Origin of the sequence: Paracrocinitomix mangrovi, assembly GCF_019740355.2 — a bacterium.
Lineage (GTDB): Bacteria > Bacteroidota > Bacteroidia > Flavobacteriales_D > Crocinitomicaceae > Paracrocinitomix > Paracrocinitomix mangrovi.
Map to the genome: position 1 here is coordinate 4134467 of NZ_CP091819.1, position 14081 is coordinate 4148547.

Genomic DNA, 14081 nt, shown 5'->3' on the forward strand with positions numbered 1-14081 from the left:
AATATCTACAATCTATATTCTATTTTGTTACTTTTATTGTACTACTGAATTACTGAAGTAGAAAACCTACAACTTGGACCAGAGAAAGTGGAAAAATATGACCGATAAGGAGCTCGTGGCTGTAGCCAAAGAGAATCCTGATGCTTTTGGTGGATTGTATGAAAGATACTTTGAACCTTTGTTCTATTTCATCTTTAAACGTGTACAAGACGAAGCGGCGGCGGGAGATATTTGCCAAAAAGCTATGATGAAGGCCATGTTTAATATTGGTAAATTTGAGGATCGCGGAATAGGAGTGAAGTATTGGTTGTACAGGATTGCATCAAATGAAACTAATTTATATTTCAGAGAGCAAAAAAAGATTGTGACTGTAGAAGTTGAAGATAAACACGTCAAATCAATGATGACGGAGATTAGTATTGGAGAGGAAGGAAGTGAAACTGACCAAGAAAAGTTGTTAAAAGTATTGAGTAACTTAAAGCCCGAGCACGCAGAAATTGTTGAACTCAGGTTTTTTATGCAATATTCATTTAAAGAAATTGCTGATTTTTATTCTGTTAGTGAGGCGACAGCTAAAATGCGATTATATAGAATTTTAGAGAAGGTGAAGGAAACCTGGGAGGCTAATAAATGAGAAAGTATAAGGTAAATAGAGGTGAACCCGTAAAGATGCCTTCAAAAGAGGCCATTGAGAAGTACAAGGACTTCTCCAGGCTGCGTCATGAATATGACGAGATGGTAAGACGTCCTCAGAAACCTTTGTACAAGGACAAAAAAATGTTTCTTGTATTACTGATTATTTTGCTTTTAACCTACTTAATTATCTTAGCTACAGAAGAGAAAGAAGGGAAGAAAAAAGATCAGGATGATGACAACGGTTGGATTGAAATGGTAGATGAAAAATACGATTCAACTACTTAAGCAAAGCTAAAATCTCTTTTTGCATTGTCACACCTTTATCAGCATTGTACATTTTTTGAATAGTTAATTGGATTTCGTCAAATGTAGCTTCTTGCTTTTTTAATTCATTGAATTTTTCTTGAATGTGTTTTGGTCTAGGACCCCATTCAAACAAATCGTTTCCTTCAACATCCTGTGCAAATAACTTTGGAATTGATCTTGCTCCATTGGTTAGGTGTTGATCTATTAAATCAAGATTTTCATCTCTTAATTTCCAGTTCAATTTAATATTGGGATTTAGATCTGCCATTTTTTCAATGAACATGATAGCATGCGAAGCATCACCGCACCATGATTCTGTAATAAAAGTCCAATTTTGTGGCTGATCGATTTTTGAAATAGCTTCTTTTAATTCAGGTAAGATTTCACCTGTTTTCATCCAACGTTTCATGCGTTGCGCACTAAGTTGAGTGTATTTGATGTTTGATTCAGTTTGAGTACCTGTGGTTTGATGATTCTGTGCCAATTCGTGCACTGTTTCGTAATAATCTGTCATGTCAAAAAGAATTGTTTGGGAACAATAGACGGTAACAGATGAATTGACTTACAGTGAGAAATGAAATTAATTATTAATCCTCTTTCTGCTGAAGAAGTACAATATCGTCTAAGGCATTGATAACTTTTGTAATAGCCGTTCTAACAATCAATTTTTGCTGATTATTGGCCATTCCAAGATGATTGGCAATAGTAATATATTTCAATACTTCTCTCAATTCTTGCATCACTACCATAAAGTATTCATTTTGCTCTTCAAAATCACCTTTAGTAGATCCATGCGAAAGATGAGTAGAGACATTTAAAGCATGCTGTCTCATATTCAATCTTATCATTTCAGTATCCTGTTGAGGAAAATGTTCTGTGGTTTGAAATACATCTCTAATTAACTCTCTAGAGTATCTTCTAGCGTCAATTTTAGCTTGCATGATAGCTTTTTGTTTAGATGACCACATGAGGTAAAAGTATCAATTAATCTGAATCTGTTTGGTGATTTGATCTTCTACACCATCAGCATTCCAAACTTTAAGCGTGACATCATAAAATCCCGGATTCTGATAATGAATTGAGTCATTCTCTAGATCAGAAGTAATTCCATTTCCAAAATTCCAATCCCAGGCTACAGCACTGTATGATTGATTATAAAAGTAAACCCAACATCCGGATGTGCAGCCGTTATTATCTACATAAAAATTTGCAGTGGGTAGGGGAGCAGGAGGATCTTCTTTGCAAGAAAATGCCAACAAGATTAATAATATGCCTAAACCATGCTTAGCCATCAATATGAAAGATACGCTAATTTATTTGATGAGATTCATCTCTTCTACTAAATGAGGTGCTTCACCATATTTGTCAATCACCCAAAGTACATAGCGGATATCTACCACAATGTTACGGCATCTTGATTCGTCAAACATAAAATCACTCATTGTACTTTCCCAACTTCTATCAAAGTTGATTCCTATTAAATTCCCTTCAGCATCAATTACCGGACTTCCAGAGTTACCTCCTGTGGTATGATTAGATGCAGTGAAACAAACCCATAATTCACCATCTTGTGCATAGTTTCCGTAGTCTTTCTTCTTATGAAGATCAATGAATCTCTCGTTCAATTCAAAATCAGGGTTTCCTGTATAGTATTTTTGAATGATCCCATCAATAGTGGTGTAGTGAATGTACTCCATACCGTCATAAGGTGCGGAACCATCAATTTTACCATATGCTATTCTCATAGTTGAGTTTGCATCAGGCCACCAGTTTTTATCAGGCCACATGCTTAGCATACCTTCTACATATAAGCTCAATAACTTTTCTCTTTTAATCATAAAAGTTCTGTAGCTTGATCTTACTTTATTGTCAAAACTTTCTTTTATGCTCATGGCCAATTTCAAAGCCGGATCTTTTTGTAATTTCTTGATCCACTTTTTCCCAAAGTTATTTAGGATATCAGCTTCTTGCGCTTCGTCTAATAATGGCGATTCGGCATAAATTTCTTCTTCCATTTCTTGCCAGCCATCAGCAAATCCAAGCGGTAAAAGATCATTATCAACATATCTGATATACAATTCTGTTAACTCATGAAAAATCTGTCTGTCAACACCTTTGTTATAGTTTTTGTGGAATGATTTTGAACTATTTAATACTCTTTCAATTTCAGCTTCTGCCTTGCCTTCTTCAGCTAATTTATCGTAATTAAATACCAGGTTTTCATAGTTCATTACATGCTGAAACATTTCAGGCCCAACATAAAAATATTCTATAAACATGGAGGTAGCGAACTCATATTTACCGTATTCGTTTTGTAGCTTGTTGATTTCTCCAACCACATCATAATACTTGTCTTTCCATTCGGTTTTTTCACCTGCTTTGGCCATGTATTTTTCTTCAAATTCTTTTTTCTTTTCAATGGCATTCAATTCTTTTAAGCCACCAATTTGACCGATCCATTTTTTCCAGGCATTTGCTATTCTAGCTTGTTTTGAAGTATATTGGATTCTAATTTTATCATCTGCCTGCATAGCAGGTTTCATAGCATCCAAGCTGTGTTGTCTCATATTAATCCTTGCCGGACGTTCAAGATTTTGGTAAAATTCTAACTGAGCAGATGTCAAATGTTGATCTGTTGAACCAGGAAATCCGTAAACCATTGTGAAATCACCTTCTTTTTTAGGTTTTAAACTAATTGGTAAGGTGTGATTTGGCTTATATGGCTTATTGCTTTCACTGTATTTAACAGATTCATTGCTTGATCCAGCATAAATTCTAAACATTGAAAAATCCCCTGTATGTCTAGGCCAAACCCAGTTATCAGTATCTCCTCCAAATTTTCCTATACACATTGGCGGAGCACCAACCAATCTAACATCATTATAATCTTCAGTAACCAACATAAAATATTGATTACCCTGACTAAAAGGTTTGATTTTAGCTACTTCATTTCCTTTTGTAGAGTAGGCTTTTTCTAAAGCTTCAATATTGGTTTTAATTTGTTTCATTACCTCTGCATCAGACATTTTATCTGAAACACCTTGCATTACTTCTTTGGTAACTTCTCTAATCTCTTTAACAAATGTTACTTTCAGCCAAGGGCATGCTAATTCTTGAGATTGATCTTTTGCCCAAAATCCATTGGTCAATAAATCGTTTTCAGGTGATGAATGTTTTTGAATGGCATCCAAACCACAGTGATGATTCGTTAAAATTAATCCTTGATCAGAAACGATTTCACCTGTACATCCACCATTGAATTGAATGATGGCATCCTTTAAACTTGAATTGTTTGTAGAATAAATTTGTTCCGGTGTCAACTTTAAACCATACGTTTTCATGTCAGAATGGAACATGTCAATTAATGACGGAATCCACATTCCTTCTACTGCAATTGCAGAAAAGTTGAAACTGATAAATAAAATTAGGAGTGAAAATATCTTTCTCATAGAATAATTTGTAAATGCAATAGGACAAATATAATGCTTTCATTATAGCCACAAGGGAAGTTTGGAATGTACGGTTAAAACAATTGTATAAATTCAAAAAGAATGGGTTTGAATGGAGCTCAATCTTTGATGAAAATGTATCTTGGTAATCTGAAATTGATACAAAGATGGATTTTAAAAAATACATTGACGGAGCCAAGAAGTCGGCAGGTGGATTAAGAAAATTAAACTTCGGTTTAGGATTGATGATCCCTTTTAATAAACCTCACAGAATCAAAGTAAAGTCATTAGAAGACGACAAGATTGTCACGACTATTCCGTACAGAAGGAAAAATCTTAATCACATAAAAGGAATTCATGCCTGTGCCTTAGCGACGACTGCTGAATTTGCTTCGGGTTTGTTATTGTTGACAAAATTAGAAGCGAAGAAGTATCGATTGATTATGGAGTCCATTGAAATGAAGTATCATTATCAAGCTAAAATGAATGTTACAGCAGAGTTTGAGTGCACTGATCAGTGGATTGAGGAAAATGTAAAGGGACCACTTTCACAAGAAGATCAGGTTTTTGTAAAATGTGAGATCAACTTATACGACTCTAATAGAAATCACATTGCTACAGGATATACAAATTGGCAGATAAAAGATTGGGAGAAAGTAAAAACCAAGTTGTAATGTCAGACATTGCGATAATTTGTCAGAAAAGTAGACCTTAGCATAGGCTTTGAATAGAGCTTTTAACAATTATGGAAGTATTAAGATTTATATTTATTCTGGGAATTAATTTTTCAATATTCTCTTTTATTTGGGGGATAATCATGTTTTTACTTAAGTTGATTCAACCTCCTCAATCGCAAGGACAGGAAGGATTGACTTATATATTCAGAATCATCAAGTATTTTTTACTGGTTTCTGTAACAGCCAATTTTATATCAGTTTATGAAATGGGAAATGCAGGAGCAAAAGCAGATACCATGCACATTGTAATAGGTTCAATCGTAATGGGGCTTTATCTTTTAGGCAAATTACAAAACAGACATATGATGAACCAGTTTGCTCAACATCCTATGTTTTCAAGAATGGTACCTAAAGTTGATCCCAAAGTTGAACAGTTTTTATTGATAGGATCTGTTATTTATTTTGTGATTTGCTTGATGTATCCGGGAATGGTGAACAACGGTTTAAATAACTGGTTTACTCAATCAATTATTTCAATTTACGAAGCACCTATTATTGGATGGATTTTCTCATTCATAGCATTTTTCTTCTTGATTTCAATTTTGATGAGAGGAGCCAATGTGGTGATGAGAATATTGAACGGTCAATCTCCTATGGATAATCCAAAAATGAATAGTTCATTCCATTTTCAAAGTAATTTTGGGAGGTATGAAAACCAGGAAGATGAAGAAGATGAAAATGATGTTGATGAAGATGGATTTACCGATTATGAGGATGTAACTGACGAAAACGAAAAACAATAAAATAAACAGTTAAACTAAACCTATGAAAAACCCATTTAAAAATTTATTATTGATTGTAATAGTATTGTTCTCTGTCAACATTGCAAAAGCTGATGCTTGGGATAATCTAACTGAGAAACAAGCAAAGACGGTAGTTAAATTTTTAAGTAAGAATCCGTACATATTTGATTTCTGCGATTGTTGTGGAAATTCTGCTTCTGTTTATTTATTGAAAGTAAAATCAACTGAGATTACCAAATGTGATTGGGATGATAAACAGTTTAGTGTAAAAGCAAAAGCGCAACGTATTAGTCAAATGCAGTGGGCAGGAAATGGTTTGGATAATTATCATACTTCTGAAATAAATGAGGAAGTAGATTTTACGGTTACCATGAATTACACCTTTGGATATGATAAAGGAATGAGATGGGCAGTTCCACTGTTTAAGTTAATAGATTATAAACCAAACGCTCATGTTTGTGTAGGAGCAACAGTTTATCCAGATCCAAGTGGACAATCTGTTAAAGTGAGTGACAGTGAATATAAAACATGGTATGCTTCTAAAGTAAAGGAGTAATGGAAGTACAAATCCACCGTAAAAGTTATTTTAAAAATCCTGAACAAGATCACCAAACTTTTAGGAATTGGGTTCAAAAATTATCTGAATTAAATGGCAGATCATATGACGAACTTAGCTTTGAAACTTCATTAGGAAAAACTACTGTTTTCGCAGTAAATAAGGAAAGATCATATTTAGAGACAGTTGTTATTTTTCCTGGATTTAGAACCACTTCATTGATCTGGGATCTGGATAAAGGTTTAGATAATATAGGACAAGAATTACGGGTGTTTATGGTGGAAACCAATGGTCAACCTAATTTGAGTGAAGGTAATACGCCAAATATAAACGGAGATGGTTATGGGCATTGGGCCGCAGAGGTGATAGATGCCTTAAATTTGGATAAACCTATTGTTGCCGGAGCCTCGTTTGGTGGGAATGTGAGTATGAAATTAGCGGTTCACCATCCGGATAAAGTTAAAGCCGTTATTTTATTGAATTCGGGTTGTTTTACATTTGCATCAATGGGTGTAATGGGAGTTTCGATTCTTCCAATTATAAATCCTTCCAGAAAAAACATCAATAAATTTTTAAACAAAGGAGTGTTTTATCCACCGAATCATCAGCTATCAAATGAAGCTCATGATTTGCTGGTACAATATCAGGAATTGGCTTTGAAGTATTACAAAGATAAAACTCAGAAACCCAGGGCTATGGTAAAGGATCTTGTCAAAAACAAAGTTCCGGTTTACATGTTGATGGGGGATAAGGATCGATTATTTCCGGTTGAGAAAAACTTGAAAGTAGCCAAGAAAGTATTAGGTGATAGTTTAAAAGAAGTTAAGGTATTGAAAGATGTCGGTCATGGAATAGAATGCCATCCACCTGCTATGCAATACCTGGGAGAAGTAATAGAAAAAGTAAAAGGCTAATTACAATTCAATTGTTTCAAATTTTTCTTCGTCTTCAGATTGACTCCAGTGGATTTTAAATTTGATATTGCCTTTTTCATCAAACATAAAATCTGTTCCCGGCATTGAAGAACATACACTTCCACAATCAAAATTCACAGCTCTATCAAATTTTCTTTTGCTTTCAATTGAACCATTGTCATTCAACTTGAGATATATAATACGACACATGCTTTTATAATCATGCTTCATTTGCTGATTGATTATTACAAACATTACTTCTTTTCCACTTTTTGACCAAGCAGGAAATGAAAATCCATCTATGTCTTCATACAAGGTGAATAGTTGATGATCCTCTTTAGTCTTGAGATTGTAAAGTTTTACTTTTAGTCCATCAACGTAAGTCAAGAAATTACCATTTAAACCAACTGAATAAGGACAAAGCAAAGATTCTCGGATGTGTTTGGGAAGTTTGATCAGCTTTCCTTTTTCATCTTCTATATCGTAATTAAAGCAAGATCCCTCATCAGGTTTTTCTACCAATTTGTAAGCCATTTGAGCATTTAAACTCAAGCTAATAATGCTGATTAGTAGAATGATGATTGCCGATTTCATTGTATTAAAGATGGTGAAAAACGTGTCAAATAGCAAATGTCTATTTCACAACTTCACCATACAAATCATAGTGATCAGCAGAAGTAATCTTGACATTGGCAAAATCACCAATTCTTAAATGATTTTCTTCTGTTATCTTAACCAAAACTTCATTATCCACCTCAGGTGAATCAAATTCTGTTCTTCCAATAAAGTATTCTCCTTCAGCTTTATCAAACAACACCTTATAGGTTTTTCCAATTCTGTCTTGATTCAATTCATAGGAAATACCAGCCTGTAATTCCATGATATCATCTGCTCTTTGTTGTTTCACTTCAGCAGGAACGTCATCTTCCAATGCGTAAGCAGAAGTGTTTTCTTCATGCGAATAGGTAAAGATTCCCAATCTTTCAAAACGGCTTTTTTCTACCCAATCATACATCTCTTGAAAGTCTACCTCAGTTTCACCAGGAAATCCTGAAATCAAAGTAGTTCTTAAAGCAATTCCTGGAACTTTATCTCTTATTTGCGCAATAAGATCTTCTGTTTTTTCTCTAGTAATACCTCTTTTCATAGCTTTCAACATATTAGTTGAACCATGTTGTAAAGGCATATCTAAATAATTGCATACATTCTCTCTTTCATTCATTACATCCAGAATATCCATTGGAAAGCCTGAAGGGAATGCGTAATGTAATCTAATCCAATCAATGCCGTTGACATCAGCTAGTTTGTCTAAAAGCTCAGCCAGATTTCTTTTTTTATAGATATCTAAACCATAATACGTCAAATCTTGAGCGATCAACATCAATTCTTTAACTCCTTGTCCAGCTAAAGATTTAGCATTCTCCACCAATTGATCAATAGGAGTAGAGACGTGCTTACCTCTCATCAAAGGAATAGCACAAAAAGAACAAGGTCTATCACAACCTTCTGCAATTTTAAAGTAAGCGTAATGAGATGGAGTTGTCAACAATCTTTCTCCAATCAATTCCTTTTTATAATCTGCTTTTAAAGTCTTTAATAACCTTGGTAAATCTCTGGTTCCGAAATATCCGTCAACTTCAGGGATTTCATTTTTCAAATCATCCTTATAGCGTTCAGATAAACAACCCGTAACGTAGATTTTGTCTACTAAACCTTCAGCTTTTGCATCTGCATATCTAAGGATAGTATCTATAGATTCTTGTTTGGCATTATCAATAAAACCACAAGTATTGATGATTACAATTTCTGAATCATCTTGTTGTGCTTCGTGTTCTACTTCAAATTTATTGGCTTTTAATTGCGCCATCATCACCTCTGAATCAAAGAGATTTTTAGAACATCCCAAAGTCACCACATTGACTTTGTTTTTTTTAAGCGTTTTGGTTTTCATATTAGTTGAACAAAGAGTCTACGAACTCAGTTTTATTGAAAACCTGTAAGTCATCAATTCCTTCACCTACACCAATGTATTTAACCGGAATCTTCATTTGATCTGAAATTCCGATAACAACTCCACCTTTGGCAGTACCATCTAATTTTGTAATGGCTAAAGCGTTTATTTCTGTTGCTGCTGAGAATTGTTTTGCCTGTTCAAAAGCATTTTGACCTGTAGAACCGTCAAGAACTAAAAGAATTTCATGAGGAGCGTTAGGAACCACTTTGTCCATTACTTTTTTGATTTTAGAAAGCTCATTCATTAAGTTTACCTTGTTGTGTAAACGACCAGCCGTATCGATTATAGCCACATCCGCATTTTGCGCTTTTGCAGATTGTAAAGTATCAAAAGCTACAGAAGCAGGATCAGCTCCCATTCCTTGTTGTACAATCGGAACCCCAACTCTTTCTGACCAGATAATTAACTGATCAACTGCTGCTGCTCTAAATGTATCTGCTGCTCCTAAAACAACAGATTTTCCCATCTTTTTGAATTGATTAGAAAGTTTACCAATTGTGGTCGTTTTTCCAACACCATTTACACCAACCACCATAATTACATATGGTCCTTCCTCTACTTTTGGAACGGTAAATTCTACAAGGTCAGATGTATTGTTCTCGGTTAATAGTCCGGCAATTTCTTCTTTTAAAATATTGTTGAGTTCTTCTGTACCAACATATTTATCTCTAGAAACGCGTTCTTCAATTCGCTCGATAATTTTTAATGTCGTTTCAACACCAACATCTGATGTGATCAATACTTCTTCTAGATCGTCAAGTACCTCTGCGTCAACTGTCGATTTTCCAACAACTGTACGGGCAACTTTGGATAAAAAGCTTTCTTTAGTTTTTTCAAGACCTGAATCTAGCTTCTCCTTTTTATCTTTTGAAAATATCTTGTTAAAAATTCCCATAGGATTTAAGCAAAAAAAGCTTCTCCCAATTTAGGAAGAAGCTTGCATTAACAATATTGTTTAGGCGATTATTTTTTTTCGAACCATTCCTTCACAAGGTCATTGTGTACGACCTCTTGTTTGAAGGTATATGAACCAGTTTTCTCGTTCTTCACCATTTTGATGCACTTTGTGTGCTCTTTTCCACCACCGGTTTGTAAAGTTGCTACTGTCTTCTTTGCCATGTCTTCTTAGATTTAAGACTTTAGATTAATCTAGCGTCTTGGTTCTTACTTAATTTCTTTGTGAATCGTGTATCTCTTTAAGATTGGATTGAATTTTTTCAACTCTAATCTATCAGGAGTGTTTTTACGATTTTTCGTAGTCACGTATCTTGAAGTTCCAGGCATACCACTTTCTTTGTGCTCAGTGCACTCAAGAATAACCTGGATTCTATTTCCTTTCTTAGCCATATCTCTAAACTACTATTTTAAATATCCTTTTTCTCTTGCTTCTTTAATGCAAGCTGTAATACCCTTCTTATTAACAGTTCTTAAAGCAGAAGCTGAAATTTTCAAAGTAATATGCTTATCCTCTTCTGGAAGATAAAACTTCTTAGTAATAAGGTTTGGATAAAACTTTCTTTTAGTTTTATTCATAGCGTGAGAAACATTGTTCCCGCTCATTACTCTCTTTCCTGTTAATTGACAAACTCTCGCCATTTCTCTATGTTTAATCAGTTTTCCATTCTGAATAGCAGTCAGAATTGGGAGTGCAAAGATAAAATGTATTTTCTTGTTTTACAAAGAAAGATTGCATTTTTTTCAAATATCGGCATTTTTTGTGTCTTCATCTTCCAATCCAAGTATCACTCTACGCAGATAATTCAAGGCATACACAACAGTTGATTCAATATTTCTTTTTCTATTTTGTTTGAAATTAAATCGTTTGGCATATACCTTATCTCTTGTGCCAATTGCTATCCAAACGGTTCCAACAGGTTTTTCATCCGTACCACCTGTAGGTCCTGCTATTCCTGATGTAGCAATACAATAATCTACATCCATTTTTTCAATTCCGCCTTTGGCCATTTGAGTAATAACCTGTTCGCTCACTGCGCCATGTTTCCATAAATCTTCATTTGAAACTCCCACTAACTTTTCTTTGAGTTCATAGGCATATGAAACAATACTTCCTTTATAATAATCAGAGGAACCGGATACAGCAACTATTCTCTCAGCAACTGCACCACCTGTGCAACTTTCAACTGTGCCAAGTGTTTTGCCTTGTTCAGATAATATTTTACCAATCACAGCTTCCAATCTGTCTTCTTCATATCCAAAAAAGGCTTTTGGAAAACGAGAAACAATTTCTTCTATATAATGGGCTATATCTTCTTCTTTTTCAGATGTTGCAGTCAGTCTAACTTTCACTTGTCCCGTACTTGGAAGGTAAGACAGGTTTATTTTTTTTGCTCTTATTTCATTTTCTAAATCTGCAATTTCGTTTGCTAAAACAGATTCCGGAACACCCTGAAATAAAACCGTTCTATGATAAAAATCTCCTAATTGATGTTTCTCTTTTAATTCAAGAATTACCTTTTCCATTAAACCTTTCATCTCATAAGGCACGCCTGGCATTGAGATAATATCTTTACCATCTTTTTTAAACCACATTCCTGAAGCAGTACCAAGGTCATTGCGAACTATTTTGGCATTTTTTGGTAGCATGGCTTGCTGCCGATTTACTTCAAGAAAAACACGCGAATTTGATTTAAAATATGCTTCAATTCTGTCAGATATATCTTGATATAAGGTCAATTCATCATTGAAGTATTCTGTTAAAACATGCTTGGTGATATCATCTTTAGTAGGACCTAATCCTCCGGTAATTAAAATCAAATCAGCCCGGGACATGGCATCATCTAAAGTTTCTACAATTGCCTTTTTTGTATCTGCAATGCTTATAATACGGCCAATAGGAATTCCAATTAGTTTTAATTTGCGGGCCATCCAAGCAGAGTTGGTGTCAACTGTTTGACCCACTAAAATCTCATCTCCAATTGTGATAATTTCAGCAATCATTCAATAATTTTTTCGAAGTATAAAGATAGTGCAAACTTCATTTGGTATTCTATTTGCTAAGATTTAATAAATGATTAAGTTTGAAATCAAACCAATAGATAAAAAATGAAAAAGCTAAAAATATTTTTGGGAGTATTCTTGGCACTTTCTTTAACTCAATGTGATGTTTTAGAAGATGTGGCAGGATCAGTAACTTCAGGTTCGGGAACAGGAGATGAGGGAAATAAATTGACAAATGATGAGGTAATTGCCGGATTAAAGGAAGCCTTAAAAATAGGAATTGATAAAGGTGCGACTAAAGCTTCAGCTTTGGACGGTTTTTATAAGAATCCAAAAATATTTATTCCATGGCCGGAGGACGCTCAAAAAGTAAAAGACTGGGCTATTGATAAGGGAATGGACGGTAAGGTAAATGAGATTGAAGAAAAATTCAATCGTGCTGCTGAAACAGCTTCTGCTAAAGCTAAACCGATTTTTGTAAATGCTATTACCGGTATGACTGTAAGTGATGGTTTTGCAATTTTGAATGGTTCAGATACTGCTGCTACTCACTATTTGAGAAAAACAACTTGGTCTCCATTAAAAGGTGAGTTTAAACCAGTAGTTCATGATGCCGTTGAGTCTGTTGAGGTAATGAAGTACTGGGAACCTGTTGCAAATGGATACAATAAAATTGCAAAGATTACTGGTAAAGACGAGGTGAATACAGATATTGATGAATACGTTACCAATAAAGGAATGAACGGTTTATTCTATTTAATTTCAGAACAAGAAAAGAAAATTAGATTAGATCCTGTTGCACAGGTAACAGATTTGCTGAAGAAAGTATTTGGTTCAGTAATGAACAACTAAAAAAAAAAGCCTCTCAAATTTTGAGAGGCTTTTTTTTATCTACCATAATCATCATAGTATTCTTCAAAATAACTTTCGTATTCATAAATCAATTCAATATTGATTGCTTCTACATCTGTTAATTTGTCTCTAATGTCTACTCCCATTGGCATGTACCAATCTTTATCTTCAAAATGATACCTCCAATCTTTGTTTTTAAAGCTGTATCCATGTCTTGCGTAAATCTCATTTCTCATTTCAGCTAATTCTTCTTCTAACAAGTTGTTTACATCTTCATCTGTAAGCTCTCTTTGTGAAGCCTGAGGGTATTTACCTACTGTAGGGTCATATTTGTATTTGCGTTTTTTAAGCGAGTAATTTTTTGAAGAGTTTCCTTCTTTTTTAAAAGGTATCCAACTTCCTGTTATTAAATTATCTGCCGTATTCAATGTAAAATCAAAAGTTCCGTCATATTTATCATCTCCAGGTTCCTCCATTAAAAACTCGTAGTGGCCATCCGGTGCTTTTTCATACGTACCTTTAATTTTTCTAAAATTCCCTGCACAAACTGAATATCCTTCTGCTTTTCCGTTTTCCGCTTTATAAAGTGTAATGTTGATCATGTTTTTGCCAAAATCACCAACATAACATCCTAACATATCACTATTGGCTTTGTCAGCTGCCGGTAACATGTTATCAATGAAATTTTGATTTTCATTTTTTTCTCCTCCAAAAGTACGAGGGTTCATTACGTTTGAGTTTGATTCACCTTCTACAACATTCTCTGTTGCTTCTTCTGAAATTTCTTCAGTGGTCTCTTCAGTTTCATTTTCAGCTTGTCCATTTCCGCAACTGTTAATAAATAAGCTTGCGAATAATAAAAACAGGAAATTTAATTTATACATATCCTTAAATTTGATTTTGAGAAAGTTAAAGT

At 34.3% G+C, this 14081-nt stretch carries 19 protein-coding genes; 7 read left to right on the top strand and 12 right to left on the bottom strand.

Features of this window, described 5'->3' with window-relative positions; genetic code table 11:
- Positions 1-97: 97 nt before the first annotated feature.
- Positions 98-634, top strand: coding sequence for an RNA polymerase sigma factor (locus tag K6119_RS18405; RefSeq protein ID WP_221834814.1), 537 nt, complete (start codon positions 98-100; stop codon positions 632-634).
- A complete protein-coding gene (locus K6119_RS18410; RefSeq protein WP_221834813.1) occupies positions 631-921 on the top strand; it encodes a hypothetical protein in 291 nt (96 codons plus the stop codon). Before K6119_RS18405 ends, K6119_RS18410 begins: the two co-directional genes overlap by 4 nt.
- On the opposite strand, the gene K6119_RS18415 is transcribed toward K6119_RS18410, so the two are convergent.
- The 4 genes from K6119_RS18415 to K6119_RS18430 form a co-directional block, all read right to left on the bottom strand.
- Positions 914-1456: a thioredoxin family protein gene (locus tag K6119_RS18415; RefSeq protein WP_221834812.1), complete on the bottom strand. Its 543-nt coding sequence runs from the start codon at positions 1454-1456 to the stop codon at positions 914-916. The two genes, K6119_RS18410 and K6119_RS18415, sit on opposite strands and share 8 nt — an antisense overlap.
- Positions 1457-1529: 73 nt before the next feature.
- On the bottom strand, positions 1530-1910 hold the full coding sequence (locus K6119_RS18420) for a four helix bundle protein (RefSeq protein WP_221834811.1): 381 nt from the start codon (positions 1908-1910) through the stop codon (positions 1530-1532).
- A gap of 12 nt (positions 1911-1922) precedes the next feature.
- Positions 1923-2234: a PKD domain-containing protein gene (locus tag K6119_RS18425; protein ID WP_221834810.1), complete on the bottom strand. Its 312-nt coding sequence runs from the start codon at positions 2232-2234 to the stop codon at positions 1923-1925.
- A gap of 21 nt (positions 2235-2255) precedes the next feature.
- Positions 2256-4391, bottom strand: a complete 2136-nt coding sequence (locus K6119_RS18430) for a S46 family peptidase (RefSeq protein ID WP_221834809.1) — start codon at positions 4389-4391, stop codon at positions 2256-2258.
- A gap of 167 nt (positions 4392-4558) precedes the next feature.
- Between K6119_RS18430 and K6119_RS18435 the strand changes: the two genes are divergently transcribed.
- The 4 genes from K6119_RS18435 (at position 4559) to K6119_RS18450 (ending at position 7341) form a co-directional block, all read left to right on the top strand.
- The gene (locus tag K6119_RS18435; protein WP_221834808.1) at positions 4559-5065 is read left to right on the top strand and encodes a DUF4442 domain-containing protein; all 507 of its coding nucleotides are present in this window, start codon (positions 4559-4561) and stop codon (positions 5063-5065) included.
- A gap of 71 nt (positions 5066-5136) precedes the next feature.
- Positions 5137-5871 carry a hypothetical protein gene (locus K6119_RS18440; protein ID WP_221834807.1) on the top strand — a complete coding sequence of 245 codons (735 nt, stop codon included), beginning with the start codon at positions 5137-5139 and terminating at the stop codon, positions 5869-5871.
- A 22-nt stretch (positions 5872-5893) separates the two neighbouring features.
- The gene (locus K6119_RS18445; protein WP_221834806.1) at positions 5894-6427 is read left to right on the top strand and encodes a hypothetical protein; all 534 of its coding nucleotides are present in this window, start codon (positions 5894-5896) and stop codon (positions 6425-6427) included.
- Positions 6427-7341, top strand: a complete 915-nt coding sequence (locus K6119_RS18450; protein ID WP_221834805.1) for an alpha/beta fold hydrolase — start codon at positions 6427-6429, stop codon at positions 7339-7341. Before K6119_RS18445 ends, K6119_RS18450 begins: the two co-directional genes overlap by 1 nt.
- Here the strand turns inward: K6119_RS18450 and K6119_RS18455 are convergent, their stop codons facing one another.
- The 7 genes from K6119_RS18455 to K6119_RS18485 form a co-directional block, all read right to left on the bottom strand.
- Positions 7342-7935 (bottom strand): hypothetical protein, encoded by a 594-nt coding sequence (locus tag K6119_RS18455; protein ID WP_221834804.1) that lies wholly within the window; start codon positions 7933-7935, stop codon positions 7342-7344.
- Positions 7936-7975: 40 nt separating this feature from the next.
- Entirely contained in the window at positions 7976-9292 is a 1317-nt protein-coding gene (gene rimO, locus K6119_RS18460; RefSeq protein WP_221834803.1) for a 30S ribosomal protein S12 methylthiotransferase RimO, read from the bottom strand.
- 1 nt (position 9293) lies between these two features.
- Positions 9294-10250 (bottom strand): signal recognition particle-docking protein FtsY, encoded by a 957-nt coding sequence (gene ftsY / locus K6119_RS18465; RefSeq protein ID WP_221834802.1) that lies wholly within the window; start codon positions 10248-10250, stop codon positions 9294-9296.
- 68 nt (positions 10251-10318) lie between these two features.
- Positions 10319-10474 (bottom strand): DUF4295 domain-containing protein, encoded by a 156-nt coding sequence (locus K6119_RS18470; protein ID WP_221834801.1) that lies wholly within the window; start codon positions 10472-10474, stop codon positions 10319-10321.
- A gap of 45 nt (positions 10475-10519) precedes the next feature.
- Entirely contained in the window at positions 10520-10702 is a 183-nt protein-coding gene (rpmG, locus tag K6119_RS18475) for a 50S ribosomal protein L33 (protein WP_221834800.1), read from the bottom strand.
- Between the two features lie 12 nt (positions 10703-10714).
- Positions 10715-10951, bottom strand: a complete 237-nt coding sequence (gene rpmB / locus K6119_RS18480) for a 50S ribosomal protein L28 (RefSeq protein ID WP_221834799.1) — start codon at positions 10949-10951, stop codon at positions 10715-10717.
- A gap of 102 nt (positions 10952-11053) precedes the next feature.
- Positions 11054-12313, bottom strand: coding sequence for a competence/damage-inducible protein A (locus K6119_RS18485; RefSeq protein ID WP_221834798.1), 1260 nt, complete (start codon positions 12311-12313; stop codon positions 11054-11056).
- 105 nt (positions 12314-12418) lie between these two features.
- Here K6119_RS18485 and K6119_RS18490 point away from each other — a divergent pair, with 105 nt between their 5' ends.
- Positions 12419-13165, top strand: coding sequence for a DUF4197 domain-containing protein (locus K6119_RS18490; protein ID WP_221834797.1), 747 nt, complete (start codon positions 12419-12421; stop codon positions 13163-13165).
- Between the two features lie 35 nt (positions 13166-13200).
- Here the strand turns inward: K6119_RS18490 and K6119_RS18495 are convergent, their stop codons facing one another.
- Positions 13201-14049, bottom strand: a complete 849-nt coding sequence (locus tag K6119_RS18495) for a YARHG domain-containing protein (protein ID WP_221834796.1) — start codon at positions 14047-14049, stop codon at positions 13201-13203.
- Positions 14050-14081 lie beyond the last annotated feature (32 nt).

What these genes read in the sequence shown, in the direction of transcription:
- K6119_RS18405 (WP_221834814.1), top strand. Translation starts at nt 98, where the DNA reads ATGACCGATAAGGAGCTCGTGGCTGTAGCCAAAGAGAATCCTGATGCT.
- K6119_RS18410 (WP_221834813.1), top strand. Translation starts at nt 631, where the DNA reads ATGAGAAAGTATAAGGTAAATAGAGGTGAACCCGTAAAGATGCCTTCA.
- K6119_RS18415 (WP_221834812.1), bottom strand. Translation starts at nt 1,456, where the DNA reads ATGACAGATTATTACGAAACAGTGCACGAATTGGCACAGAATCATCAA.
- K6119_RS18420 (WP_221834811.1), bottom strand. Translation starts at nt 1,910, where the DNA reads ATGTGGTCATCTAAACAAAAAGCTATCATGCAAGCTAAAATTGACGCT.
- K6119_RS18425 (WP_221834810.1), bottom strand. Translation starts at nt 2,234, where the DNA reads ATGGCTAAGCATGGTTTAGGCATATTATTAATCTTGTTGGCATTTTCT.
- K6119_RS18430 (WP_221834809.1), bottom strand. Translation starts at nt 4,391, where the DNA reads ATGAGAAAGATATTTTCACTCCTAATTTTATTTATCAGTTTCAACTTT.
- K6119_RS18435 (WP_221834808.1), top strand. Translation starts at nt 4,559, where the DNA reads ATGGATTTTAAAAAATACATTGACGGAGCCAAGAAGTCGGCAGGTGGA.
- K6119_RS18440 (WP_221834807.1), top strand. Translation starts at nt 5,137, where the DNA reads ATGGAAGTATTAAGATTTATATTTATTCTGGGAATTAATTTTTCAATA.
- K6119_RS18445 (WP_221834806.1), top strand. Translation starts at nt 5,894, where the DNA reads ATGAAAAACCCATTTAAAAATTTATTATTGATTGTAATAGTATTGTTC.
- K6119_RS18450 (WP_221834805.1), top strand. Translation starts at nt 6,427, where the DNA reads ATGGAAGTACAAATCCACCGTAAAAGTTATTTTAAAAATCCTGAACAA.
- K6119_RS18455 (WP_221834804.1), bottom strand. Translation starts at nt 7,935, where the DNA reads ATGAAATCGGCAATCATCATTCTACTAATCAGCATTATTAGCTTGAGT.
- rimO (WP_221834803.1), bottom strand. Translation starts at nt 9,292, where the DNA reads ATGAAAACCAAAACGCTTAAAAAAAACAAAGTCAATGTGGTGACTTTG.
- ftsY (WP_221834802.1), bottom strand. Translation starts at nt 10,250, where the DNA reads ATGGGAATTTTTAACAAGATATTTTCAAAAGATAAAAAGGAGAAGCTA.
- K6119_RS18470 (WP_221834801.1), bottom strand. Translation starts at nt 10,474, where the DNA reads ATGGCAAAGAAGACAGTAGCAACTTTACAAACCGGTGGTGGAAAAGAG.
- rpmG (WP_221834800.1), bottom strand. Translation starts at nt 10,702, where the DNA reads ATGGCTAAGAAAGGAAATAGAATCCAGGTTATTCTTGAGTGCACTGAG.
- rpmB (WP_221834799.1), bottom strand. Translation starts at nt 10,951, where the DNA reads ATGGCGAGAGTTTGTCAATTAACAGGAAAGAGAGTAATGAGCGGGAAC.
- K6119_RS18485 (WP_221834798.1), bottom strand. Translation starts at nt 12,313, where the DNA reads ATGATTGCTGAAATTATCACAATTGGAGATGAGATTTTAGTGGGTCAA.
- K6119_RS18490 (WP_221834797.1), top strand. Translation starts at nt 12,419, where the DNA reads ATGAAAAAGCTAAAAATATTTTTGGGAGTATTCTTGGCACTTTCTTTA.
- K6119_RS18495 (WP_221834796.1), bottom strand. Translation starts at nt 14,049, where the DNA reads ATGTATAAATTAAATTTCCTGTTTTTATTATTCGCAAGCTTATTTATT.